Consider the following 22,951-nt stretch of genomic DNA (forward strand, 5'->3'; position numbering starts at 1 on the left):
TTTTATTCGCGTTTACTGCAGCGACGAAGCCGCGCTCGGATAGCCGTACCCGTACTTGTTGTAACGCAGCGCGTCATAATCCCCGTAATTATAAACGTTTGCTTCCCCGAGGCGCCGATAAAACAGGCCCGTGTAGAACTTGCCGCCCGCCTGGTTCCAGCGGATCAGCTCCGTGCCGAAGGCGTAGGCATTCGTATAATTCAGGTCGTGAACAAGCTGGCCGGAGCACGCCAAACTCACATAGCCGGCGTTCACCCAGCCGGTCGTTCCGTCCGCCAGCTTTACCTTGTACCATCCGTCCTTTTTGTCGGAGAAATCTCCGCCTGTCACGGTGACAGCCGTTCCCGCCGCCACCGACCCGGTCTGAGCGGACAGCATCCCGCTGTTGCTCCTCACCTGCGTATCCAGCGCGACGGTCGCATCATAAGTGGTCCCGGAAGAGAAATCCGGCGGCCTGACCGCATTTTTCATAATCTTGATAAAATCCATTTCCGTCGAGCTGTTGAAATATCCCGAGCCAACGTTATAGGCAAAGCTGATCAGGCAGTCCGCCTGATACTGGTCCATCAGAAAGCCGTTGTTTTTAATCATCTTGTTCAGTTCCGACGTATAGGAGGAACTGTTGATCTTATTTACCATCATGGACCAGGCCTCGGTCGCGCTGACCCCGTTGTAGAATTCGGCGTTCGCCCCCAGCGTACAGCCATAGCCGATCGTGGGGACCTGGCTTGAGGACATCGTATCCGTGTAGACGCAGGAAACGTATCCCTCCCATTTGGAAATCAACCGGATCATCTCGTCGCTGACGCGGCGCTGTTCGGAAGTCGTCACGGACCGGTCGCTCTGCGTGGCGACATAAGCGCTGGTGGTAAAGCCGGTGCTGCTGTAAGCCCCGCCGGATCTGGATTTCGCAAGGACCGTGTAATTGCCCGGGCTGTTAAAGGAAGCAGCCGCCTTCCAGACCTTGGTCGTTACCCCGTTCGTCGTTTCCGCCGTGCTGCTTTCCGCAGTCGCCGTAACCGTCTTTCCGTCCGGGCCGGTCACGACAAATTGCACTCCGTCGCGGCTGTTGTCCGTAATTGCCGTCAGCGCCACGCTCTCCCCCGGCGAGGCGATATTCGGAGAAGCGTAAGCCGTGCGGACAGGCTCCGCGTCGGAAACCGTCACGCTGCAGACCGCCGTCGAGGAACCGGATTTCGCGGTGATCGCCGCGCTGCCCGTTGCAACGGCGGTGACATACCCGTTTACGACCGTTGCAACGGAAGCGTTGCTGCTCGTCCAGGTGACGTCCGCGCCGCTCGGGTTGGTCGTCGCTTTCAGATACAGCGTTTTCCCCTCCGGCACGGTCTGGCTTCCGGACGACAGGGACAGCGAGGAAGCCGACGTTCCTGTTCCCGTATTTGAACCGGCCCCTCCGCCCGTCGACGTCCCGTCTGAATAATGAATGCTCACATAATCGGCGCTGACGTAACCCGATTTTCCATCCGCCGTCTGCACTTTCACCCATCCGGAGGCCGGAGCGGCCAGCACCCGAAGGCTTGTGCCGTTGGCCAGATTAGCAAGGATCTTGCTTGCCGTATTCGGCTGTTCCCGCAGGCGCAGAACGTCGGCCGTCACGGACGCGCCCGTAATGTTGGCCGCACCGGAGTCGGATGCGCCTGTGCCGGAATCACCCTGGCCGCCGTTCCCCCCCGATGACGCGGAGGAAGAGCTTTGGGGGGAAGAGGATGACGAGGAAGACCCGGTGCCCGCGCCGGTATTCGCACCCCCCGAAATAGTCAGATACTTGCGGCTGCACCAGCCCTCCTTGCCGCTCTGTGTGCGGACCTGCACCCACTCAGAATTGGAATTGTTCAGGACGGTCACGGCAGCGCCCTTGCTCATGGTGAGCAGCACTTTGTTGCTCATTCCCGCCCCCGAACGCAGATTCAGATAGTCGGTGGTCTTCGCCGTCGCGGAAGAGGAAGACGAACCGGCCGAGGAAGCCGGGGCCGAGGAAGCCGAAACAGTCAGATACGCCCGGCTGCACCAGCCCTCCGTACCGCTTTTCGCGCGGACCTGCACCCAGTTGGGGCTGGAATTGTCCAGGACCGTCACCGAAGTCCCTTTTGAAAGCACCAAAAGGATTTTTCCGCTCAGGGAAGAACTCTGCCGAAGGTTCAGATTGTCCTTCGTTTGAGCAGTTGACGCGGAGGAAGAGGATGTCTGCCCGGAAGAGGACGAAAAACTGAGGTACTGTTTGAAGCAATACCCCGATTTGCCGCTTGAGGTCTGGATTTTCGCCCACTGCGCGTCCGAATTGTCAAGGACGGATACCGATACATTTTTCGAAAGGGTCAGGATGACCTTTGTATTTGTTCCGACCCCCTCCCGCAGATTCAGATAGTCCGTCGTTGTCGCCGTCGCCGCGGCCCGGGCGGAAGCCGCCGGGAAAGATAATATCACGAGGCAGCCCGCGCAGAATGCGGAGACCGCCCTTTTTACACAACCTGTTTTTTTCATTCGATTCACTCCACTGCCGGTCGTCGTTCACATAAAAATCCACTCTGCTGTCTTTTTACAGGCCCATAAGAACTGTAAATTCTGTTATGATTATAAACTAAAAAATGACAATTGGCAACCTTACATTTCATCTTTCGCGCATTTTGATTTCCTGGAAAAGCTCCCGCCCATTTTCCCCCGATATCAAAAAGCGGTTCCCTCTCCGGGAACCGCTTTTTGTTTGAACGTATCGGGAAATCAGTCTCTTGGAATCAGATTTTAACTCAGAGCGTCGGCAAACGCCTGAATCGCAGTTCTCGCCTGGCCAAAATCACGCATCTGATGATCGATCCCCAGACGGATGTGAGGAATCTTCTCCGCATCCAAAGCCTTCTTCAGGCAGGGATACTCCATCTCTTCGGGATCGCAGAACTGCTGCATGAAAAGGACCAGGCCGTCGGCTTTGCGGTCCCTGCACAGTTGGGCGACATACTCCCCGCGGCGGTTCTTGTTCGAATACTGATCGTAAAGGAGCACGTCGTAATCCTGGTTTTTAAACTGGATCGCCAGCGCGTGGATCGGATCGGCATCGTCTTCGGGGCAATCGCAGCGGAAGGAACGCGTTTCATGCGCAACGTCGTCGGCGACAATCGCGCAATTGTTTTCATCGAGGATTTTCAAAAGCTCGGGGTTGTCGCAGATAATTCCGGAAGTAACGATTCTGACGCCCTTCCAGTCCGAATCGGAAAGCGCTCTCAGCTCTTCATTCAGAGCCTCCAGCTTGCCGGTGTATTCGTCCTTCCGCATGAAATAGGACGCCTTCAAAACGCCGCTTCTCATCACTGCCGAAACGGCCTCCGGGTGCTCGCCCGCCAGCCGGACGAATTCGCGCCGGGCCGCGCGGGAACGGTTGTAAACCTTGATCGCGTTCAGGATGTCTTCGTCGGTCATTTTTCCGCCCGAGACCTCGTCCAGTTCCGCGCGCATCTTTTTGTAGCGGGATTCGGCGTATTTGACGCCGCATTCGGGAAAACGGTTCTGGGGATGCGCAAGGAAGATGACTTTCATCTTGTCCTTCATGGCGACCTTGATGTTCTGGGAATTGGGGCGGAGCGTATCGCAGCAGGTAGGGGTGATCACGGCGTCAAGGCCGTCCAAAGTGCCGTCCAGAAGCATTTCAAGGTCGAGCTGGACCAGAGAGCAGTAGAAGCTCGCGCAATATTCCTTGGCTCGGGAGATCGTCTTGGTATTGGAACCCCACATTCCCACGGGGAACATCCCGGCGGCAAAGACCAACTCTTCCGGGGCGAAGTAAGGCATGACGCCTACGGCTTTCACGCCCTTCGCCTTGTATCGGTCCAGCTGCGCCTTCGGGCTGTCGGCAATTTTTCTGAATTCCGCCAATCTTTCCGCAATCGCCATCACTTGCCACTCTCCTTTTTCCTGTCTGCCTCTTCCATCGCCTCGGCGAGAGCTTGCACGCGGGTTTCATACTGGGCCGCGTTGAAGTTCCTGCCGTCGGCCTGATCGCCGTCGTAGCCGACAACCGGGATCCCGAGCTCATCCTGCCAGCGGCGCTGCATCTCGGGCATGTAGCCGGACCAGGCTTTACAGGCCCTGTTGTAATGGACAAGGGCCCCGTCCACCTTGTTGTCCCTGCACAGCTGCGAACGCCAGTCGACGCCCTTTTCGAGGCAGACACTGTTGGGGGCCACCGCATAGGAGCGCGCCATGCCGTCGACGTCGTTGAACCGGAACGCAAACGCGGGCGCGTACACGACGGCCGTAACGTTCAACCCGTGCTCTTTCAGAGGCTTGAACAGCTCGCGCAGATGCGGCCACGGCGGGATGCCCTCCATCATGATCCTGTGCTGCTCCGGGAAAGGAAGGGTGGATTTGCCGGATTTCAGGTTCTCCTCCAGCTCGGACGCCAGCAGTTCGAACGCTTCCGCCGTTTCCTTTTTCCCGCGGGCGGTGACGACGTCCGCCATGTGGTTGTACAGATCGAAGCCGGACATCGGCGAGGGCTTATACTGCAGGTAATTGCAGACCTTCAGCCACGCGTTCGCCGTGCGGTTCGAGTATCCGCATACCTGTTTGAATTTTTCTTCGTCAAACTTCCTGCCTGTCAGATCTTCCAGCTGCCCGATCGCAAGATCGAACTGGCCGCGGACATAAGCCACAAAGTCTTCGTCGACCTCAGGCTGGTTCGAATAGGGAATATCGACCATGATCAGCGGAATATTGTGGATCCGGGCCAGATTCTCATACCATTTCGTCATGCAGTTGCAGATATTGTTGCAGCAGAGGACAAAGTCGGGCATGGGCATCCGCCTTGCCTCGTTCGTCGTTTCATTCCCCATCGCATAGGCGAGATTGATCCGCGCATAAGAGCAGATGTCGGCGTCATAACCCGCGTCCTCGGCGATCGTGCAGAGGCGCCCGTCATCGTGATGCGCGGCGATTCCCGCGGCCTGATTCTCAGGGTAAACGACATTCAAATCGAAGGTTTCGGCAATTTCGCAGGGAAATTTGGACGAAGACCATCCGACGAGCTTCCCCGCCGCCTTCGCGTCGCGGGCCGCCTGATAAACATCATTGACGACTTTCTGCAAAGCCAAAACGCCGGGAGACTGTGTTTTTTTCTTCTTGACCGGAGCGGCAGCCGCCGTGACCGGCGCCTGATCCGTCTTCTTATCATCCATGAATCGTTTCCTCCTAACTGTTATTACGCAACTGACAGCATCCTGCGAATGGTGCTCGTCTCTGAAGCCAAATGGGCTTACCGGCATTGATCGAAAGCAAACAGCGCGGCGCCGAGCGCGCCGTTGTACTGGGCCAGCGGGGAAGTGCCGATCTCCGTGCCCAGCTCTTTTTCCAGCGCGTGCAGCACTCCGTAATTCCGGGCGACGCCGCCCGTCATGACAACATCCGGCCGGATGCCGACACGCCGGGCAAGCCCTCCCACACGCCCTGCGATAGACCGGTGAATTCCGTCGATAATATCGCATTTGTCCGATCCCTTCGCAAGCTGAGAGATCACCTCCGATTCGGCGAAGACAGTGCAGGTCGAGCTGATTTCGACCCGGTTTTTGGATTCTGCCCCGAGCTCCGCAAGATCGCCGACCTCAACTTCCAGCACCCGCGCCATTACATCCAGAAATCTCCCGGTTCCCGCGGCGCATTTGTCGTTCATGGCAAAGTTGACAAGGACCCCGTTTTCGCCAATGTGAATCACTTTCGCGTCCTGCCCGCCGATATCGATCACCGTATGTACGTTCGGAAAAAGGAAATAAGCGCCGCGCGCATGGCAGCTCAGTTCGCTCATCTGCTTATCCGCGATCTCCAGGGAATTCCTGCCGTATCCCGTCGCCAAAATAAAGCCCATGTCCTCCCGTTTCAGGCCGCAGTCTTCCAGCACCCCTGCGACGGCCCTGCCGGGACCGCTGGTCCCGGCGCCGACGGAAATCAGGGATTTGCCGACAATGTCCCTCCCGTCTTTCATAACGATACACTTCGAGGCTGTCGAGCCGATGTCGATTCCCATCGTATAAAGCGTACTCATAAATTGCCTTCCTAACACAAGATATCATTCGAATTCCGGCCAGCCTGTGAGGCCCACCAGTCACTCCCGCCCCACGGATCCGCCGCCGGCATCAGCCCTCATAATAAGGCAGCTGTTCGTCAAACCTCTCTTTTTTATATCCGTACCATGCAATCAGATGCCTGATCGTTTCCTTTGCCTTCGCAGATGCGGCGACATCCGAATTGAATCCCTGATGCGGCTGCACATAAATGTTGGCGCTGCGGTCCAGCGCCCGGCCGAGCATTTTTTTCGCCGCCACGCGGTCCGCATTGCCTTCAAACGGTCCTTTCCCATTCAAAGCCTTGGAAAAGCCCTCCTCGTCGGAGAATACGTCCACGCCGATTCCGCCAATCAGCCCGGCGTCATACAGTTCCATCAGAGTGGATTCCGGGGCGATGTCGCCTCTTGTCACATTGATAAAGATCAGGCCCTTTTTCGCGCGGGAAAGATAATCTTTAGAAAAATAATTGACATTGTAAAACCTGCTTCCCGGTATCCTGGTCAGGTTCATCACATTGATCATGATATCGCTGTTTTGGAGCGCCTCTTCCTTTGTCACAAAGTGGACGCTGTGGTGATACAGGGAATCCAGCTCACCCTGCCGGACGTCTACCGCCTGGGCCTTCAGCCCGTTCGCCTCCGCCAGCTCGTAAACCCTTTTCCCGATCTTCCCCACGCCGAATACCGTCGCGATTCTGTTTTCATTCAGCTCCATAAAAGAAACCGACTTATTTCTTTCAAAGTTAATGGTATTTGTCGTGTAGTGATTCAGGCAGCCCGCGGCGGCATACAGAAATTTGATCGCGGTCTGTGCAACGGCGTTGATACAGTATTCCCGGAGGGAAGTGATATTGGCCGCGCCGGCAAGCTGTTCAAAATGGTCGTAACCTGCGCTCCTTGTAATAATGCTTTTCTTTTTTCCCGCCAAATAGTCAGGAGGCAAAACGGAATGGGTTTTCGTCGTGATAATATCCGGAAGCACTGTTTCCGGATTCTTTTTCAGATAGTCCTGCAGATTGTCCGGGGTGATCAAATATTTTAAGCCTTTCGGAAGTTTCCCCTCCCGCTGCGCTTTTTTTGTTTCTTCGTCCAAATGCTCCGACTCCGCGCCGAGTGCCTCGAAATGCATGATATCGTATATCGACATGTAAAAGGCCTCCCATAATATATAGATGCAAAGTAACGTGCCCGCCCGCTTCGGATTCAACATTTCTGTCGCCGAAGACGCGATGGCATGCGTCTTCGGCAACAAAGGGAGCAGCTTATTTCTCCTCCCGGTATTTCGGTATTGGCTTTGACGGCACCCACCATTTCAACCGATAGGCAATTACGAATAAAAGTGCAACAAACCCCAGGCAAACCCAGGTGACAATGTGCGCTCCGATCGATGCCATGTTCATCAGAATAATCGGAGGCGCAACCTGCAGGGCCACGATAAACGGACGGTTAAACAGATCCGCAATACCGGAGTCCTCAATTCCTCTGGATTTCAGTTCCGGATCGACCACGCGCTGAAGCAAAACGCCCGTAGCCGCCACTCCGGTCGCATGGCCCCAAACCATCATATTGCGCTCAAACCAGTCCTTCGGCGAACTCTTTGCTCCGACAAGCATAAACCACAGCCAGTTGATCACAAAGCCGGCAACACAAACCACAATCAGCGGAATCGCGTATTTGACAACGATGCCAAGCTGTAAGGAGCCGACGCCGGAAATAATCAGGAAGTCCGTCGAAGTGCCGCTGATTCTGCTGATGCTGCCGCGATCTATGTATTTGCTGGTCCCTGTTCTATTCATAATCGCGTTCAGAATAAACCCGAAAAGCAGCGCTGTGCAGAAAGCGGGAATTTCAACCCCTCCGATCAGAGGCGCAAGGAATTTGGAAAGATAATAGCCCGCAACGGACGCTACCAGAACAAGAGTCAGGTGAAACGCCAGCGGATCAAGGCTGATACTGGAAACTGTCAGCTTTCCGCTGGAGGTCTGTTTCTCCGGAGGAATCAGGCCCGTGCGCAGTTCCTCCGGCAGTTCTTTCGGGGAAGCAACATAATGTGTATACCCTCTCCGGGCGCCCCAGTTAATAATAATGATGCCGAGGATGATCCCTCCCACAATTCCAACCGTCGCTGTGGTGTAGCCGAGCGCCGAGGCTTCCTTCCAGCCGAGTTTCGCATACTCGTCTCCCACAGCTGCGGCTGTCCCGTGACCGCCGTAAAAACCGGTCGCCATCATCAAACCGAACCCGGGATTGAGCTTGTAGAAAAAGTTCAGAACGTAGATAGTAAGGAACATGCCCACGCCGTATTGCAGTACGGCGATTCCCGTGATGTTGAAAAACATGCCGCCGAGCGTCGGACCGGAGACCTGTTCTTTCGTGGGTTTATCGCCAATGGGCATCGCCGCAAAAATCAGGACAATCAGAACGCTTGCATAAGTACCCAGGCTGGACGAGAATGGAATGACTTTCAATCCGTTGGGCCCGAACGCCAGGGCGAGAAAGCCCGCAATCAGCGAAGGCGGAATAAGAAGTTTCTGAAAGATTTTAATTTTGGCACGCATAATCTGCCCGAGCAATAAAAGGCCCGCCATAAAGCTAACATCGGTGAATACAGTCCATAGAGTCATTGATACAGCCTCCCCAAAATAAATTCAATTTTAAAACCGGTGAACCCGATTTTTTACCATAAAGGTAAAGCCGATGAATCTTTGACAAAGAAAGCTATGAAAAGGTATTCTCATAAGGACTTTAGGTAAATCTCACAACTTTAAGAGAAATTAGGATTCGTAAAATCTGCAGTGTCCGCGCTGCGGCAGCGCGAACATTCTGCAGGTATTGGAAGGATTCATCTTACCCTTGTTTGTAAGTGTTAAAGTCGCGGATCACGCGCGGCAGCAGCATCTGGTGGAACGCGCAGATGGATTCCGGATTCTGATAGACGGAATCGACGAACGCCATGGCGTAGCGGCGGATCTGCGGCAACGGCACGATCTCATCCACAAAGCCCGCCTGCGCGCAGAACTTCGGGCGGGATTTTTCATCGTATTCCCCGATCATCTCGTTCATTTTGTCGATCGTCGGCTGAAGATCCTTGCCGGCCTTTTGATCTTTCACGAGCCTTCTCGAATACATCGCCGCGGCCGCCGTCTCCCCGTTCATCACATACATTTCGGTCGCCGCCGTGCCGAGCGAAAACGCGTTGGTGCTGTTGCCCTGCGGACCGCCCATGACATAATGCGCGGCGGCGGTCCCTTTCCGGAGGGTGATCTCCATCTGGGGAATGCCGGAACTTTCGATGGAATAGATCAGGGACTGGCCCAGGCCCAGAAGCTCGGCGCGCTCCGCGTCGTCGCCCACGTCGATTCCCGTGGTGTCCTGGAACCAGATGATCGGAATGCGGTCGCGCCCGCAGAGCGTCACGAACTCGTTCATTTTGATCAGGCCCTGACGGTACAGCTTCCCGCCGATCCCGACCGAATTCCGCTTGTACTCCGGGTACTGCATCAGCAGCCCCTGCACATTGGCGACGACGCCGGTCAGAAGGCCGTCGATCTTCGCGAGGCCCGCCACAATCTCGGGGCCGTAGCCCGGTTTGAACTCGGAAAATTCGCTGCCGTCGAACACGCGCCCGAGAACGTCGTAGATGTTATACTGCTTCTTCTGGTTCATCGGGACAATATCGTAAAGCTCATTGGCGTCATACCGGGGCTCGCGGGGATCATCCACGCGGAAAAAGTCGAGATTGTAGGCTGGGATATCGTCCATATACTTTTTAATGGCTTCCAGAACGCCGAGCTCCTCGGTGTAAACCTCGCGGAAAAATCCCGTCTGGCTGTAATGGACGGCGATAGACCCCGGCGGGTCCGTTTTCGCCTGGGACTGCGCTTTGATCAGCTGCTCTGCGCCCTCCAGGTCCATATAGCCCTTCGGATTCATGCCGCCGAGGATCCCCGCGCCGCCGACCGCCATATTGGCCTTCGCGTGCGCGATCAGGATGGTCGGGCTGATGCTGTGATAGCCGCCGCCCGCGGGGTTGGTGCCGTAGATGCCCACGAGAACGGGAACGCCCAGCTGCTGCAGCTCGGCATTGCGGTAAAACGGGGTCCCGCCCCCGCGGCGGTTCGCATAAACCTTTTCCTGCTCATCCAGCTTCACCCCGCTGCAGTTCAGGATATAGACGAGCGGAATATGAAGGCATTTGGCGGTGTCGGAGGCGCGCAGAAGATTTTCCGACTGGCCGGGCACCCAGGCCCCCGCCAGCTTCTTGTTGTCGGAAGCGACCACCACGGCCCATTTGCCGTGGATGCGCCCCAGGCCCTTCAGGATCGCGGTGGAGCGGTCCTCGTTCCCGGCCGGATTGTACAGGCTGTTCAGCGGATGCCAGGTTCCCTCGTCGACCAGCGCGGCGATGCGGTCCCGCGCGGTCATCTGGCCGGAGGCGCGCAGGGATTCGTCGGAGCGCCCGGCGGCCTCCGCCTCCGTGGCCAGACGCCCGATCTCCGCCTCCGCCTTTTTCAGCGCGGCCTCATTCTCTTCATTGGCCCCGCGGAGCGGCTTGCCGATCACGGGCATGTTCTGAAAATAGCCCGGCATGGAATATTCGTGGCTGCTCATTCGCTCACTCCTCTGCTCACTGGGGAACCTTGATGAACGCCTGGCCCGGATCGATCTCTTCCCGGATCATGCGGATGACTTCCGGGTCCGGAGCTTCCAGCCGGACCGCCTTGGACACATCGATTTCAAAGCCGGTGTTCTCAAGGACGTCCTCCGGGGAAGAAGTCGGATAATAGCCGGCCAGATACATGCGTTTGGTCTTCTCGTCAAATTTCATGACGCCGCGGTCCGTCACGACCATCTGCGGCCCGCGGTTGGTCGGAAGATGCTTTTTCGCGCGCCCGTCCGGCCCGTCGATCCACCCGGGGCTGGTGACATAGTCGATCTGGTTCATAAAGCGGCGTTTTTCATGCTGCATCATGATGATCGTATTGGAATAGGTGGAAATCCCATTCGCGCCGCCGCTGCCCGTGAAACGGGTGGCCGGATGGTGGTAGTCGCCGATGCAGGTGGAGTTCACGTTGCCGTAGGGGTCGATCTGCGCGCCGCCAATAAACGCGATCAGGCGGTCCGTGCCGTGCAGCCACTCGTTCGCCTCAAAGCCGATGAAGCGGATGTTCGGCCACTGGACGGCGCAGTGCGCCATAAAGCGGCAGTCGCCCACGCTGCGTGGCACCTCGATCGGGGAGCAGTCCATCAGGCCGCTTTCCACGATCAGGTTGCATTTCGGCGCGTAAACGCGCTTCGCGAGGGAAGCGCCGATCAGCGGAAGCCCTGTCCCGACGATGACGACCTGACCGTCGCGGATCGATTTCGCAATGGTAACCGCCTGCATTTCCTTGTTGGTGTAATTTGTATAATCAGCCATCATTTGCCCTCCTTGGTCATGTCAACCGCATACCCAAAACCGGGAACAGCCTTCAGTTTCGCCAGGCGCACCGCTCCGAGCCTGTTCAGATATTCGCCGTGGTCCTTCACGCCGTAAACCCATTTGTCCAGGAACGCTTTGAAATCCTCGTCGGTCCTGCTCGCCTTGTCATACTCCTTAAAGTACTCTTTGTCGTAGTCGTACCTCCCGTAGCACTGGGAGGGATGCGCGCCGTAAGGCGCCAGAACAACCGCGTCCACGCAGAAGCCCGGGATGGAGTTTTTCTCCGGTTCCCTGCGGATCTCTTCGTTGCTGACGATCTCTTCGCACGTGACGACGCAGTGCTTGGAGGCAACGGCGATGTCAACGTCGTGGAATTCATCGCCGACGATCCGGCATGTGCCGTCCGGAGAAGCCGTCTGGACGTGGATAACCGCGGTGTCGATCTCGGGGACCGGACAGAGGACCACTTTGTGTCCGGGGTGGAAGGGGTCGTCCTGAATCACGAATTTATCGTTCGGCAGCTTGTCGATCTTCTGCCGTTCCTCCTTGCTGATGCCCCATTTGTCGACCAGGTCGGAACCCATCATCAGACGGACCGGAAGATAGGGAAGGCCCAGGGAGGCGGCGTGAAGCTGCAGCATCAGGACATCCTGGGAATAGTCCTCCACCAGAAGCCTGCCCTCTTCCACGGCCTTGCGGAAGCGGCGGCAGACGTTGGTAAAACCGGAATTGGCTATGTAGCAGTTATTGAACGCTTTCACGCGCCCTTCCCCGATCAGCATATCCCAGTCCCCGCCGGCCGGGCCGCTTTCCCCGATGAAATCCTTCTGCCCCTGCCGAAGGATTTCATCGACGGCGGCATACGGTTTGCGGTCCGTCGTAAAACCGCCGATGACCAGATGATCGCCGTCATGAACAAACTCTGAAATCGCGTCTGACAAGGAATATATTTTTCCCAAGCCAAAGACCTCCTAAAATGATTTGTAAAATGGTATATTGAACGGTTTACTTACCGAAAACCATCATAAAAAATCCCGCGGCGACAGCCGTTCCGATCACCCCGGCCACATTGGGACCCATCGCGTGCATCAGAAGGAAATTGGCCGGGTTCGCCTTCCGGCCCTCCACCTGGGACACGCGGGCGGCCATCGGCACGGCGGAAACGCCGGCGGAACCGATCAGCGGGTTGACTTTGCCGTGGGTGATGAGATAAAGGAGCTTGCCGAGCAGCAGACCGCCCGCTGTGGAGAAGCTGAAAGCGATCAGCCCCATCGCGATGATCGCCAGGGTCTGAGCGCGCAGGAAAAGCTCCCCGTTCGCGGTCGCTCCCACGCTGAGCCCCAGCATAATCGTCACAATATTGCACAGCTCGTTCTGGGCCGTTTGTGAAAGCCGTTCCACCACACCGGATTCGCGGAAGAGGTTGCCCAGCATCAGCATGCCGATCAGCGGCGCCACGGACGGCAGAAGCAGCACGCACAGCAGAACGACGAACACCGGGAAAACAATCTTCTCCGTTTTGCCGACCTTTCGGAGCTGGCCCATTTTGACGGCCCGCTCTTTTTTTGTCGTCAGCAGACGCATGATCGGCGGCTGGATCAGAGGGATCAGCGCCATATACGAATAGGCGGCCACCGCGATCGGCGCGACCAGAGTCGGCGCAAGGTTGTTCGCGAGAAAAATGGAAGTCGGGCCGTCCGCGCCGCCGATAATGCCGATTGCCGCAGCCTGCGCCGGAGTGAACAGCCCTGTCGCGTTGGCGAGGATGAACGCCACATAGACTCCGAACTGAGCCGCCGCGCCGAGAAGCAGGCTGACGGGGTACGCGATCAGCGGCCCGAAATCGGTCATCGCCCCCACCCCCATGAAGATCAGGCACGGAAACAGATCGCTTTTGATTCCGTAATAAATGATGCTGATCAAACCGGAACGGTACCACGGGGTCGCTTCCGTCATGATTCCCGAGAGCGGAAGGTTGGCAAGGAACATTCCGAAGGCGATCGGAAGCAAAAGCAAAGGCTCAAACTTTTTAGCAATCGCAAGATACATGAGGACAAAGGAAATCAGGATCATGACCCCGCTCTGCCAGGTAAACGCCGCGAAGCCGGATTCCTTGAGAAGCGTCCCCATAACGGAAAAAAAATTCATAGGGAAGCCTCCTTATTTCAAAGTTACAAGGGTCTGGTCGGTATCCACCATGTCGCCCTTTTTCACCGGAACGGCGGCGACCGTCCCGTCGCGGGGCGAGACGATTTCGTTTTCCATCTTCATGGCTTCCAGCAAAAGCAGCACCTGTCCCTCCTTGACGGCGTCGCCGGCGGAAACCCTGACGTCCAGAATCGAACCAGGCATGGGGCTTGTCACATCCCAGGATCCGGCGGAAGCCGCCGCGGGCGCCGGAGCCTGCGGAGCGGCCGGGGCCGGAGCGGGAACCGGCCGGGCTGCCGGAAACGCACCTGCGGACCTCGGAAGGGGATTGAACCCGCTCTCCTCTTTTTCGACTTCCACCTCATATCTTTTGCCGTTCAGGGTAACTATGTATTTCATAAACTCTCTTCTCCTCACAATTTAATGCCGGGCGGTTTGCTTCAAACATTCAGATTTCCCGGAACCCCGTGATCCGGAAACGGTCTATCGGCAAATTCACTTCCTCGCTGACCGCCGCAATCAGGACCGCCAGAATATCGTCTTCTTTTTTTTCTTCCGCCGGCGTCTGCCCTGCGGATTCTTTTGTGGAAAATATCCTAGAAAAGACCATGATCGCAAGCGCCAGAATGATCAGGATAAGAAACACGACACAAAATCCCATTCCAAAAACCGCCAGCGACTGAATAAAACTCATGTTCGATTCCGTCCACATAACGCCAAACCTCCAATCACAAGTTTTCATAATATGGAATCTATTCCAGTCATGCAATATGTTTTTTGACCGCGTCTCTGAATTTCAGCAGAATAATTTCATGATACGGAACCAATTTCAATTATACAGTATAATTCCATCATACAGAATAAATTCCATATTCTTCCCCGCTTGTATCTATTATATTGAGTCGGCAGACAAATATCATAACAATTTAGAAAAAAAGCAAATTTTTTTATCGTATATCAACGATACAAATTACCGGTAAAGCAAATGAAGCAAAATTGCGGCGCAATTTTGCTTCATCGCTGAACCTTTAAATGGACCGTGAGCTTTGTATGATTTCGCCTAGCCTAATCGTTCTTTGGCAAACTGACGACATGCTATATGCGCTGAACAATCGCGGAGACACCCATTCCGCCGCCGATGCAAAGGGCCGCGAGCCCGTAATTTGATTTCCTGCGCTGCATTTCATGAAGCAGAGTGACAAAGATCCTGCACCCGGAAGCGCCGACCGGGTGGCCGATGGCAATGGCGCCGCCATTCACGTTGACTCTGGAAAGGTCCAGGTTCAGGAGCCTGCATACGGCAATGGATTGGGCGGCAAACGCCTCATTCAGTTCAATCAGATCCATATCGTCAACAGTCAGGCCGGTTTTTTCCATAATTTTTTTCGTGCTGAAAGCCGGTCCGATCCCCATATAGGCTGGATCCACCCCTGCGGACTGCCCCGCAATCCAGTAAGCCATCGGGGTCACGCCCAGTTCCCTGGCCTTGTTCTCGCTCATTACGACCACGGCCGCCGCCCCGTCATTGATGCCGGAAGCGTTGCCGGCCGTCACTGTGCCGCCGGGCTTGAACGCCGGCTTCAGCCTGGCAAGGCTCTCCTTTGTCACTCCGGCGCGGGGCCCTTCGTCCGTGTCGAACGTCAAAGTCTCTTTTCTTGTTTTTACTTCCACCGGGACAATCTCTTCGCGGAAACGCTTTTCCGCAATGGCTTTTTCGGCCTTCTGCTGGCTCGAAGCTGCAAATTCATCCTGCATTTCGCGGGTAATGCCATACCGTTCCGCGACATTTTCGGCTGTTATCCCCATATGGTAATCGTTGAAGGCATCCCAAAGGGCATCCTTGATCATCAGGTCCTCCAGGACCCCGTTGTTCATGCGGTATCCGAAACGCGCTTTTGAGACCGCAAACGGCGCCATGGACATATTCTCCATGCCGCCGGCCACAACAACGTCCGCTTCGCCGGTTTCAACCAGAGCCGCGGCAAGATTGACGCTTTTCAGGCCGGAACCGCAGACATTGTTCAGCGTTGAAGCCGGGACCGTTTCCGGGATGCCGGCGAACATGGAAGCCTGACGAACGACATTCTGCCCCAGCCCGGCCTGAATGACGCATCCCATCAGCACTTCGTCCACCTGTTCCGGAGCGACTCCGGAACGGTTCAGCGCCTCCCGGATCACAAGAGATCCCAGCGTTGAAGCCGGAACGTTGGAGAGGGCCCCTCCCATTTTTCCCACGGCCGTCCTTACGGCTCCTGCCAAAACTACTTTCCTGGACATTTTTCGTACCTCCGTTTTCATCGTCATCCCCGCCGGGTTTCATCCCGACGGCAGACGACAAATGGTATTTATTTTGTATACCGAAATATATGTCATCTATGATAGCATTGTTCTGCCTCTCTGTCAACGAAAGCAGCTATTTTTTATGAAATGATTCCAGTGATTCCGAAATGAATTGCATCATAAGGAATTGTGAGTTATACTTTTTTAATAAAGAACATAAACACAGAAAGGTAATGAATCATGATACAAAGCCTGATCCGGGCAATGGACGTTTTAGAGGCCCTGAAAGAACCGGAAAAATCATTCTCTCTCGCCGAACTGTCGGAAGCTCTCGACCTGCCCCCCAGCACCATTCATCGTATCCTTCAGACTTTCTGTTCTAAAAACTATGTCAAACGCGATGAAAAGACTCATCTCTATCAGTTGGGCCCGGCGCTGATTTCACTCGGAATGGCGGCAACGCGCAATGTAAGACTGCAGGATGCGGCCCCGCCCATTCTAAAAAAACTCTCCGCCATGACGATGGAAGACACTTTCCTTGTCATTGTGGCCGGTTTTAAAGGCCTGGTGCTTGAAAAAGTGGAGGGGCCGAACAATTTGAAGGTAATCGAAAAATTCGGCTCCGAAGTCGATCTGCACTGCGGGGCAATCAGAAAATCGCTTCTTGCCCACCAGCCGGATTCCTTTATCCGCGACTTCATTGACCATGGGCTCAGCCGGCACGCAGACAATACGATCACCGATCCGAAAACGCTGGCAGAGGATTTGGAAAAAATCCGCAGGGAGGGAATCGCCGTATCCTGCGGGGAATATATTCCAGGCGCCGTGGGGGTCGGCGCGCCCGTTTTCAGCAGGGACGGAACCGCCGTCGCTTCCATGGGGCTGATCGCTCCAGTCTCCCGCGCCGACGAAAAACGGATTGAGGTTTTCAAAAACGATGTAAAGCAATGCGCGCAGGAACTTTCCTATCATCTTGGATATGTGGAAAGTGCCTCGGGCAGATATCAAAAGGAATAGCCGGATATTGTGATACGCTGCCTTCCGGAGCCATGATCACGCCGTCCGGATTTTGCCTGCGGGCGGCGGCCTTATGATCCGCCCGGCCAACCGCGACTTTGCCAATCGTTTGGCTTATTTTGGGGAGATATTATGACCACTTTACAGCAAACCGTTATGATTTGCCTTCTTGTTTTTCTGGCAGGTTTAGTCGATGCCATCGCCGGCGGAGGAGGGCTTATCTCTCTTCCGGCGTACTACCTGGCCGGGCTTCCGGCGCATGTCTGTTTGGGTTCCAACAAGTTTTCCTCCTGCGCAGGGATGCTGTTTTCCACCGGCAGATTTCTGCGCAGCGGGAATATTCACTTGCGGACCGCATCCGTTGCCGCGTCCGCCGCCTTGGCTGGCTCCTTCCTCGGAGCCAGGCTGACCTTGTTTCTGGACGATCACGCACTTCGCATGGCGATGCTGATCCTGCTGCCCACGGCAGCTGTGTTCCTGTTCCTGCAGGAACGGAAAAAAGCGGACGTGAATACTTTCGACCGGATTCCGCGTCATCATGCGATTCTGCTTTCAGCGATAATCGGATTCACAATCGGCGCTTACGACGGATTTTTCGGGCCCGGGTCGGGCACTTTGCTGATCCTGGCTTTTACCGCTGTTCTCGGATTCGATATGAAAACCTCATGCGGCAATACAAAAGTGGTCAGCCTGGCTTCCAATCTGGCGGCGCTCACCACGTTCATCGCGGCGGGAACCGTCCAGTATCATCTGGCGGTTCCTGCGGCTGCCTGTTCTATCGCGGGCCATTGGATCGGCTCCGGGCTCGCAATCAGGAAGGGAGCGAAATTCATCCGGCCGGTGATGCTCCTCGTGCTGGTATTTTTATTTTCAAAGCTTATTTTTGACATGTTCGGCTAACGGTTTACAGATACATCATACGGCAGATCCGCAGGCCTCCCGCACCGGTGCAAGCACCGAGAAACGGGAGGCCTGTTTCTGATTCAACATAAACGGCAGATTTTCCCTGTTTTATTTTTCCGCAGGCATAAAGATGCGAATGGAAATGTGATTTAAAAACACCCATAAATTTATTTAACCCTATTAAGTATTTATTAATATAGTCGATATATTAGGCATAGAGGTGTTAAGCATGGTAAGCAAAGCCAGGGAAAAGGCGACCAAGAAATATTTACAGAAACTTGACGACGTGATCTTTCGGGTAAAAAAAGGCCGAAAAGCGGAAATAAAGGCGCACGCCGAGGCTCTCGGCATGAGCCTGAATGCTTATATTAATCATTTGATCGATAAGGACATGGGCTCCTCCAATTAATTGTGATGTATCTCTGCGTCGTTTTGCCGCGTTTTCAAGGTTCTCCGGAACAAAGGCAGTAACGGTCCCGTCCGATCAAAGGCGGGGCGTTTTTATTTCTGCTTTTCTCCCGGAAACAGCATTCCAAAAACAAATTCAAATACTCCTCCATCCTCTTATCTTTGTTTCGCATTGTCGGGCCCCCTTTCTTTGTCATGATTCAAAAAACGTAACACATTCAGAGAAAGAACCATAGATTAGTCTAGTGAAACAAATTCATCGACCGCTATCTGCGAAAATATACGGAGGCAAATTGAAATGAAACGAAGAGAAATTCCCCTGAACCAGTTGCCGGTCGGCGCCAAAGGCAGCGTTACTTCCCTGCTGTCCGACGGCACCACGAGGCGCCGCATGCTGGATCTCGGTTTAATCGACGGCACACAGATCGAATCGCTTTATCAAAGTCCATCGGGAAATCCGGTTGCTTATCTGATCCGCGGAGCCGTGATCGCGCTCAGGTCCGACGTGTCCGCAAAAATCATGGTGAACGCATAACCGACAGGGCAATTCCGTTTGAATCAGGCAAACCGGGGCGTCCTCCGAAAACCTGCTCGCCCGGATTTGCCCTGCTGCCAATAAGCCGTACGCCCGTAAACCGGCCTGTCTGCTTCGCCTCACCGTGTGAAAATGCGGAAGGCTGAAATTTATACTTTACTTTTTTAAAACAATAAATTATAATATTGAAGAAAATAAATAAATCCATAACACTGCCGGGCAATGGCGCCTGGCTTTCGTTATGGATTTTTTTATAACGGCGCATGGCCGACCGCAATTCAGGCATTTTTAGGGCATCCGAAGTCCGTATCCGAATCAGGCGGACCCGATGTTGTGCAAATAGAAAGAAGGGTTAAAATTTATGGAAACTTTCGCAAACATTCTTTCACAAGTCGACGGTTTCGTCTGGGGGCCGGTTCTCCTGGTTCTGCTGATCGGTACGGGGCTGTTTCTCACGGTCAGGCTGAAATTTCTGCCCTGGAGGAATCTCGGCTATGCTCTGAAATCCGTACTGAGCAAAGAAGCCCGCAGAACCAATCGGGGCATGGGAGATATCTCCCCGTTTTCCGCGCTGATGACAGCGCTGGCCGCGACCATCGGGACCGGAAATATCGTTGGCGTCGCTACGGCCATGGTTCTGGGCGGACCCGGCGCGCTGGTCTGGATGTGGATCTGCGCCATTATCGGCCTGACGTCGAAATACAGCGAGTGCATGCTGGCCATCAAATTCCGCGAAACGAACGAAAAGGGCGAAATGAGCGGCGGCCCGATGTATACGATGAAGAATGGATTCAAGATCAAATGGGTTGGCAAACTGCTCGCATTTCTGTTTGCCCTTTTCACGGTGCTCGCTTCTTTCGGCATCGGCAATATGACGCAGGCGAATTCCATTTCGGATGCGGTTCACAGCACGTTCAACGTTCCGACCTGGGTCACCGGGCTGGTCATCGCCGTTCTTGCGCTGATCATTCTGGTCGGAGGAATCGCCTCCATCTCCAAGGTATCTTCCATTCTGGTTCCCACCATGGCGGTCTTCTACACCATTGGCGGTTTAATCTGCGTTGCAGCAAATTATAAAAATATCCCCTCCGGAATCGGGCAGATTTTCAGCATGGCGTTCTCTCCCACTGCGGTCGCGGGCGGGGTCGGCGGCACCATTACGGCCAGCATGATGCAGGCTATGCGCTGGGGCTGCGCGAGAGGCGTTTTCTCCAACGAGGCCGGGCTTGGCTCCGCCGCCATTTCGGCTGCGGCGGCCACCACCGACCACCCATCCCGTCAGGGTTACATCAGCATGACCGGCACCTTCTTCGACACCATTGTCGTCTGCTCTATCACCGGACTGACGATCGCGTCGTCGGGCGTTCTCGGTTCCACCGGAGCGGACGGCAAAATTGTAACCGGAGCCGCGCTGACCATTCAGGCATTCTCCACCGTGATGGGAAAAGCCGGCGGATGGATCGTCACCGTCGGGATCGCTTTGTTCGCCTTCTCCACGATCATCGGCTGGGAGTACCATGGGGAAAAAGCTCTGGAATATCTGGTCCATAAACCCCTATATTGCTATATCTACCGCATAGTCTTTTCCGTCGTCGCCTTTGTCGGCGCGACAACATCGCTGGAAATCGTGTGGAACTTCTCGGATGTGATGAACGGGCTGATGGTGTTTCCGAACCTGATCAGCCTGATTGCCCTGAGCGGCGTGATTGCTGAGGAAACCTTTGATTTTCAGGACAATGTGCTGACCCCGGAGCGCCTTGCCAGAAAATCAGCCAGACTGCAAAAAGAAACAGATTGACGATCGGTCTTCCGAGCCGAGACAGGCCCCCGGACTTTATGGTTCGGGGGCCTGTTTTTGATGCGGTAAGCCGGATGCCCGGTTCCGGTTGCCGGAGCCGCAGCTTCGCCAAAAGGGCTTTTTTTGAGATCCAGGTTTTAAAAGCTTTGTTTTAATGATGAGCCAGACCAAAATATAACAGAACAACGGCCCCCAGGACGATGCGGTAATAACCAAACGGTTTGAAATCATGTTTTTTAATATAACCCATCAGAAAGCGAATGGCAAAAATCGAGACCAGGAACGCCGTCACCATTCCGCACAGCAAAACGGCGGCCTCCATCTGGGTGTAGGCAAACCCGAACTTTGCCATTTTCAGCAGACTTGCCCCCAGCATCACAGGAATGGCCAGAAAGAACGTGAACTCCGCCGCGATTTCCCGCGAGGCGCCGATCAAGATCGCTCCCAAAATCGTCGCACCGGAGCGGGAAGTCCCCGGAATCAGCGACAGCACCTGGAAAATACCGATGAAAAAAGCCGTTCGGTAAGACAGCACGGTGAAATTCCGGATGGACGGCACCTTTCCGCGGTTTCGGTTTTCCACCGCGATAAACAGAATTCCGTAAAGGATCAGCGTAACGGCGACGGTCTGGAAATTGTAGAAAACCGCGTTGATCGGGTCGTCGAACAAAACCCCAATAACTCCGGCGGGAACACAGGCGCACAGGACCTTCGCCCAGAGCGACAGAGTTTCTCTTTTCTGCCTCGGCGATTTCCGCCGTGAAAACGGATTCAGCTTATGGAAATATAAAACAATCACCGCCAGGATCGCACCGAACTGAATGACGACAAGAAACATTTCCATAAACTGCGCGGACAAATCCATTTTGATCCATTCATTGGCCAGGATCATATGACCCGTGCTGCTGATCGGCAGCCATTCGGTCAGCCCTTCTATGATGCCGAAGATCACCGCTTTCAAAAGATCCATCGAATTCCATTCCCCTATTCTTCAATAAAATTAATATCCGCATGAAACGAACCAAATCCGGCCGCATCTCATTTCTGAAAACTCAGGATTCTATTATAATTTTTTCTTTGAGGAATTGCAAGGAAATCAAGTCGTTTCAGATTGCGGATTCGCCTCCCTATCTTAAAGAAGTAGTTATTGACATATGCCCATAACCGTGTTACGATGAAATCACATCCGGAATACCTGGGTTCGGGCATATCAAATACTACGCAGCTTACGGCAAAATAAAACCAAAGGAGTATGATGATGATGAAAATCGCGGTCGCATGCGACGGAAAAAACGTGTCCGTCCATTTTGGACATTGTCAGGGATTCGAACTTTTCACAGTGGAAAACGGAAAGGTCTCGGGCCGTCAATTCTATCAAAATCCCGGCCACAAACCCGGCTTTTTGCCGGACTTTCTCAGTAAGCTCGGCGCTAAAACGGTAATTACCGGCGGGATCGGCGGCGGCGCAACCGATATTTTCAAAGAAAAAAATATCGAGGTGATATCCGGCGCGGAAGGAGACGCCGGAGAAAACGTGGAAAAATATTTGGAAGGCAAACTGGAATCGTCCGGCAGCGTCTGCCATGAGCACACATTTGAAAGCACCTGCGAAGAGCACAGCCGCCACTAGCCGAATACCGCAAAAGCCCGGGTGAACACCTTCTGTTCACCCGGGCTTTTGTTTTGGCGGGACCTCCGGCTTAATCTTAACCCAGGCAATTTCACAGTGTGGCAAGCCTTGCCGGAAATTATTTGTTTCCCATTCAAAAAACGATTGAAGTGCCGATTCTTTATGGTATAAAATAGAGAGGAAAGTCGAACGGACTCTCAGGAATTTTTTGCGGAAAGATGGTCTTTCCGCCGGGAAGGCGGCAGAAAGGAAAAGTTATGAATATCATTGTTATCGACGGTCAGGGCGGCAGCCTTGGAAAACAGCTGATTACCCAGCTACGAAAAGCCATGCCGAACCAGCCGATCACCGCGATCGGAACAAACAGCATCGCCACGTCCGTTATGCTGAAGGCCGGCGCCGACACCGGGGCCACGGGGGAAAATCCTGTTCTTGTCGGCAGTTCCGGAGCCGATCTCATTCTTGGCCCAATCGGGATACTGATCGCGGACGCGCTTTTGGGGGAGATCACGCCGGCCATGGCGGCGGCGGTGGGAAAAAGCCCTGCGGTAAAAATTCTGATCCCCGTCAGTAAATGCAACTGCACGATCGCCGGAACACCGGATCTGCCCTTGGCCAAGTATATTGAATCCGCCGTCTCAAAAACAGTGGAACTGGCACAGGGCAAATGCGCCGTTTCGTTTTAATCTTCCGAAACGGTCCCGCGCGTGTCATTTTTTGTCTTCCGAAGGGAACGAAAGCCT

The 22,951-nt window shown here is 54.6% G+C and carries 22 protein-coding genes; 7 read left to right on the top strand and 15 right to left on the bottom strand.

Annotation, left to right across the window (positions count from 1 at the left end):
* Positions 1–12: 12 nt before the first annotated feature.
* The 13 genes from VA597_RS13575 to VA597_RS13635 form a co-directional block, all read right to left on the bottom strand.
* Positions 13–2,502: an SH3 domain-containing protein gene (locus VA597_RS13575; RefSeq protein ID WP_128743378.1), complete on the bottom strand. Its 2,490-nt coding sequence runs from the start codon at positions 2,500–2,502 to the stop codon at positions 13–15.
* Between the two features lie 258 nt (positions 2,503–2,760).
* Entirely contained in the window at positions 2,761–3,903 is a 1,143-nt protein-coding gene (hgdB, locus tag VA597_RS13580) for a (R)-2-hydroxyglutaryl-CoA dehydratase subunit beta (protein WP_128743380.1), read from the bottom strand.
* Entirely contained in the window at positions 3,903–5,186 is a 1,284-nt protein-coding gene (locus VA597_RS13585; RefSeq protein WP_128743382.1) for a 2-hydroxyacyl-CoA dehydratase subunit D, read from the bottom strand. The genes hgdB and VA597_RS13585 overlap by 1 nt, the downstream gene beginning before the upstream one ends.
* A gap of 77 nt (positions 5,187–5,263) precedes the next feature.
* Positions 5,264–6,046 (bottom strand): (R)-2-hydroxyglutaryl-CoA dehydratase activase HgdC, encoded by a 783-nt coding sequence (gene hgdC, locus VA597_RS13590; RefSeq protein ID WP_128743384.1) that lies wholly within the window; start codon positions 6,044–6,046, stop codon positions 5,264–5,266.
* A gap of 91 nt (positions 6,047–6,137) precedes the next feature.
* Positions 6,138–7,214 carry an NAD(P)-dependent oxidoreductase gene (locus VA597_RS13595; protein ID WP_128743386.1) on the bottom strand — a complete coding sequence of 359 codons (1,077 nt, stop codon included), beginning with the start codon at positions 7,212–7,214 and terminating at the stop codon, positions 6,138–6,140.
* A 115-nt stretch (positions 7,215–7,329) separates the two neighbouring features.
* The gene (locus VA597_RS13600; protein WP_128743388.1) at positions 7,330–8,691 is read right to left on the bottom strand and encodes a sodium/glutamate symporter; all 1,362 of its coding nucleotides are present in this window, start codon (positions 8,689–8,691) and stop codon (positions 7,330–7,332) included.
* 223 nt (positions 8,692–8,914) lie between these two features.
* Entirely contained in the window at positions 8,915–10,678 is a 1,764-nt protein-coding gene (locus VA597_RS13605) for an acyl-CoA carboxylase subunit beta (RefSeq protein ID WP_326974757.1), read from the bottom strand.
* Positions 10,679–10,694: 16 nt separating this feature from the next.
* The gene (gctB, locus tag VA597_RS13610) at positions 10,695–11,486 is read right to left on the bottom strand and encodes a glutaconate CoA-transferase subunit B (protein WP_128744329.1); all 792 of its coding nucleotides are present in this window, start codon (positions 11,484–11,486) and stop codon (positions 10,695–10,697) included.
* Positions 11,486–12,448: a glutaconate CoA-transferase subunit A gene (gene gctA / locus VA597_RS13615; RefSeq protein WP_128743391.1), complete on the bottom strand. Its 963-nt coding sequence runs from the start codon at positions 12,446–12,448 to the stop codon at positions 11,486–11,488. The genes gctB and gctA overlap by 1 nt, the downstream gene beginning before the upstream one ends.
* Positions 12,449–12,494: 46 nt before the next feature.
* Positions 12,495–13,637 carry a sodium ion-translocating decarboxylase subunit beta gene (locus tag VA597_RS13620; RefSeq protein ID WP_128743393.1) on the bottom strand — a complete coding sequence of 381 codons (1,143 nt, stop codon included), beginning with the start codon at positions 13,635–13,637 and terminating at the stop codon, positions 12,495–12,497.
* Positions 13,638–13,649: 12 nt separating this feature from the next.
* Positions 13,650–14,036 carry a biotin/lipoyl-containing protein gene (locus VA597_RS13625; RefSeq protein ID WP_128743394.1) on the bottom strand — a complete coding sequence of 129 codons (387 nt, stop codon included), beginning with the start codon at positions 14,034–14,036 and terminating at the stop codon, positions 13,650–13,652.
* Between the two features lie 49 nt (positions 14,037–14,085).
* On the bottom strand, positions 14,086–14,349 hold the full coding sequence (locus VA597_RS13630) for a hypothetical protein (RefSeq protein ID WP_164919074.1): 264 nt from the start codon (positions 14,347–14,349) through the stop codon (positions 14,086–14,088).
* A gap of 383 nt (positions 14,350–14,732) precedes the next feature.
* A complete protein-coding gene (locus VA597_RS13635; protein WP_128743398.1) occupies positions 14,733–15,914 on the bottom strand; it encodes an acetyl-CoA C-acetyltransferase in 1,182 nt (393 codons plus the stop codon).
* 243 nt (positions 15,915–16,157) lie between these two features.
* Between VA597_RS13635 and VA597_RS13640 the strand changes: the two genes are divergently transcribed.
* The 4 genes from VA597_RS13640 (at position 16,158) to VA597_RS13655 (ending at position 18,780) form a co-directional block, all read left to right on the top strand.
* Entirely contained in the window at positions 16,158–16,934 is a 777-nt protein-coding gene (locus VA597_RS13640) for an IclR family transcriptional regulator (RefSeq protein ID WP_128743400.1), read from the top strand.
* Positions 16,935–17,066: 132 nt separating this feature from the next.
* Entirely contained in the window at positions 17,067–17,834 is a 768-nt protein-coding gene (locus VA597_RS13645; RefSeq protein WP_128743402.1) for a sulfite exporter TauE/SafE family protein, read from the top strand.
* 232 nt (positions 17,835–18,066) lie between these two features.
* A complete protein-coding gene (locus VA597_RS13650) occupies positions 18,067–18,246 on the top strand; it encodes a hypothetical protein (protein WP_128743404.1) in 180 nt (59 codons plus the stop codon).
* A gap of 297 nt (positions 18,247–18,543) precedes the next feature.
* Entirely contained in the window at positions 18,544–18,780 is a 237-nt protein-coding gene (locus VA597_RS13655; protein ID WP_128743406.1) for a FeoA family protein, read from the top strand.
* On the opposite strand, the gene VA597_RS13660 is transcribed toward VA597_RS13655, so the two are convergent.
* On the bottom strand, positions 18,764–19,066 hold the full coding sequence (locus VA597_RS13660; RefSeq protein WP_128743407.1) for a hypothetical protein: 303 nt from the start codon (positions 19,064–19,066) through the stop codon (positions 18,764–18,766). The genes VA597_RS13655 and VA597_RS13660 overlap by 17 nt on opposite strands.
* Positions 19,067–19,141: 75 nt before the next feature.
* Between VA597_RS13660 and VA597_RS13665 the strand changes: the two genes are divergently transcribed.
* Complete coding sequence (locus tag VA597_RS13665) at positions 19,142–20,578, top strand: alanine/glycine:cation symporter family protein (protein WP_128743409.1); 1,437 nt, start codon at positions 19,142–19,144, stop codon at positions 20,576–20,578.
* 151 nt (positions 20,579–20,729) lie between these two features.
* Here VA597_RS13665 and VA597_RS13670 read toward each other — a convergent pair whose 3' ends face one another.
* Positions 20,730–21,548, bottom strand: coding sequence for an undecaprenyl-diphosphate phosphatase (locus VA597_RS13670; RefSeq protein WP_128743411.1), 819 nt, complete (start codon positions 21,546–21,548; stop codon positions 20,730–20,732).
* A 282-nt stretch (positions 21,549–21,830) separates the two neighbouring features.
* Between VA597_RS13670 and VA597_RS13675 the strand changes: the two genes are divergently transcribed.
* Both VA597_RS13675 and VA597_RS13680 read left to right on the top strand, forming a co-directional pair.
* Positions 21,831–22,208 carry a NifB/NifX family molybdenum-iron cluster-binding protein gene (locus VA597_RS13675; protein ID WP_442861462.1) on the top strand — a complete coding sequence of 126 codons (378 nt, stop codon included), beginning with the start codon at positions 21,831–21,833 and terminating at the stop codon, positions 22,206–22,208.
* A gap of 257 nt (positions 22,209–22,465) precedes the next feature.
* A complete protein-coding gene (locus tag VA597_RS13680; protein ID WP_128743413.1) occupies positions 22,466–22,894 on the top strand; it encodes a DUF3842 family protein in 429 nt (142 codons plus the stop codon).
* Positions 22,895–22,951: the final 57 nt, after the last annotated feature.

This window comes from Caproicibacter sp. BJN0012, from assembly GCF_035986805.1.
Classification (GTDB): domain Bacteria; phylum Bacillota; class Clostridia; order Oscillospirales; family Acutalibacteraceae; genus Caproicibacter.

What these genes read in the sequence shown, in the direction of transcription:
- VA597_RS13575 (WP_128743378.1), bottom strand. Translation starts at nt 2,502, where the DNA reads ATGAAAAAAACAGGTTGTGTAAAAAGGGCGGTCTCCGCATTCTGCGCG.
- hgdB (WP_128743380.1), bottom strand. Translation starts at nt 3,903, where the DNA reads ATGGCGATTGCGGAAAGATTGGCGGAATTCAGAAAAATTGCCGACAGC.
- VA597_RS13585 (WP_128743382.1), bottom strand. Translation starts at nt 5,186, where the DNA reads ATGGATGATAAGAAGACGGATCAGGCGCCGGTCACGGCGGCTGCCGCT.
- hgdC (WP_128743384.1), bottom strand. Translation starts at nt 6,046, where the DNA reads ATGAGTACGCTTTATACGATGGGAATCGACATCGGCTCGACAGCCTCG.
- VA597_RS13595 (WP_128743386.1), bottom strand. Translation starts at nt 7,214, where the DNA reads ATGTCGATATACGATATCATGCATTTCGAGGCACTCGGCGCGGAGTCG.
- VA597_RS13600 (WP_128743388.1), bottom strand. Translation starts at nt 8,691, where the DNA reads ATGACTCTATGGACTGTATTCACCGATGTTAGCTTTATGGCGGGCCTT.
- VA597_RS13605 (WP_326974757.1), bottom strand. Translation starts at nt 10,678, where the DNA reads ATGAGCAGCCACGAATATTCCATGCCGGGCTATTTTCAGAACATGCCC.
- gctB (WP_128744329.1), bottom strand. Translation starts at nt 11,486, where the DNA reads ATGGCTGATTATACAAATTACACCAACAAGGAAATGCAGGCGGTTACC.
- VA597_RS13620 (WP_128743393.1), bottom strand. Translation starts at nt 13,637, where the DNA reads ATGAATTTTTTTTCCGTTATGGGGACGCTTCTCAAGGAATCCGGCTTC.
- VA597_RS13625 (WP_128743394.1), bottom strand. Translation starts at nt 14,036, where the DNA reads ATGAAATACATAGTTACCCTGAACGGCAAAAGATATGAGGTGGAAGTC.
- VA597_RS13630 (WP_164919074.1), bottom strand. Translation starts at nt 14,349, where the DNA reads ATGTGGACGGAATCGAACATGAGTTTTATTCAGTCGCTGGCGGTTTTT.
- VA597_RS13635 (WP_128743398.1), bottom strand. Translation starts at nt 15,914, where the DNA reads ATGTCCAGGAAAGTAGTTTTGGCAGGAGCCGTAAGGACGGCCGTGGGA.
- VA597_RS13640 (WP_128743400.1), top strand. Translation starts at nt 16,158, where the DNA reads ATGATACAAAGCCTGATCCGGGCAATGGACGTTTTAGAGGCCCTGAAA.
- VA597_RS13645 (WP_128743402.1), top strand. Translation starts at nt 17,067, where the DNA reads ATGACCACTTTACAGCAAACCGTTATGATTTGCCTTCTTGTTTTTCTG.
- VA597_RS13650 (WP_128743404.1), top strand. Translation starts at nt 18,067, where the DNA reads ATGGTAAGCAAAGCCAGGGAAAAGGCGACCAAGAAATATTTACAGAAA.
- VA597_RS13655 (WP_128743406.1), top strand. Translation starts at nt 18,544, where the DNA reads ATGAAACGAAGAGAAATTCCCCTGAACCAGTTGCCGGTCGGCGCCAAA.
- VA597_RS13660 (WP_128743407.1), bottom strand. Translation starts at nt 19,066, where the DNA reads ATGCCTGAATTGCGGTCGGCCATGCGCCGTTATAAAAAAATCCATAAC.
- VA597_RS13665 (WP_128743409.1), top strand. Translation starts at nt 19,142, where the DNA reads ATGGAAACTTTCGCAAACATTCTTTCACAAGTCGACGGTTTCGTCTGG.
- VA597_RS13670 (WP_128743411.1), bottom strand. Translation starts at nt 21,548, where the DNA reads ATGGATCTTTTGAAAGCGGTGATCTTCGGCATCATAGAAGGGCTGACC.
- VA597_RS13675 (WP_442861462.1), top strand. Translation starts at nt 21,831, where the DNA reads ATGATGATGATGAAAATCGCGGTCGCATGCGACGGAAAAAACGTGTCC.
- VA597_RS13680 (WP_128743413.1), top strand. Translation starts at nt 22,466, where the DNA reads ATGAATATCATTGTTATCGACGGTCAGGGCGGCAGCCTTGGAAAACAG.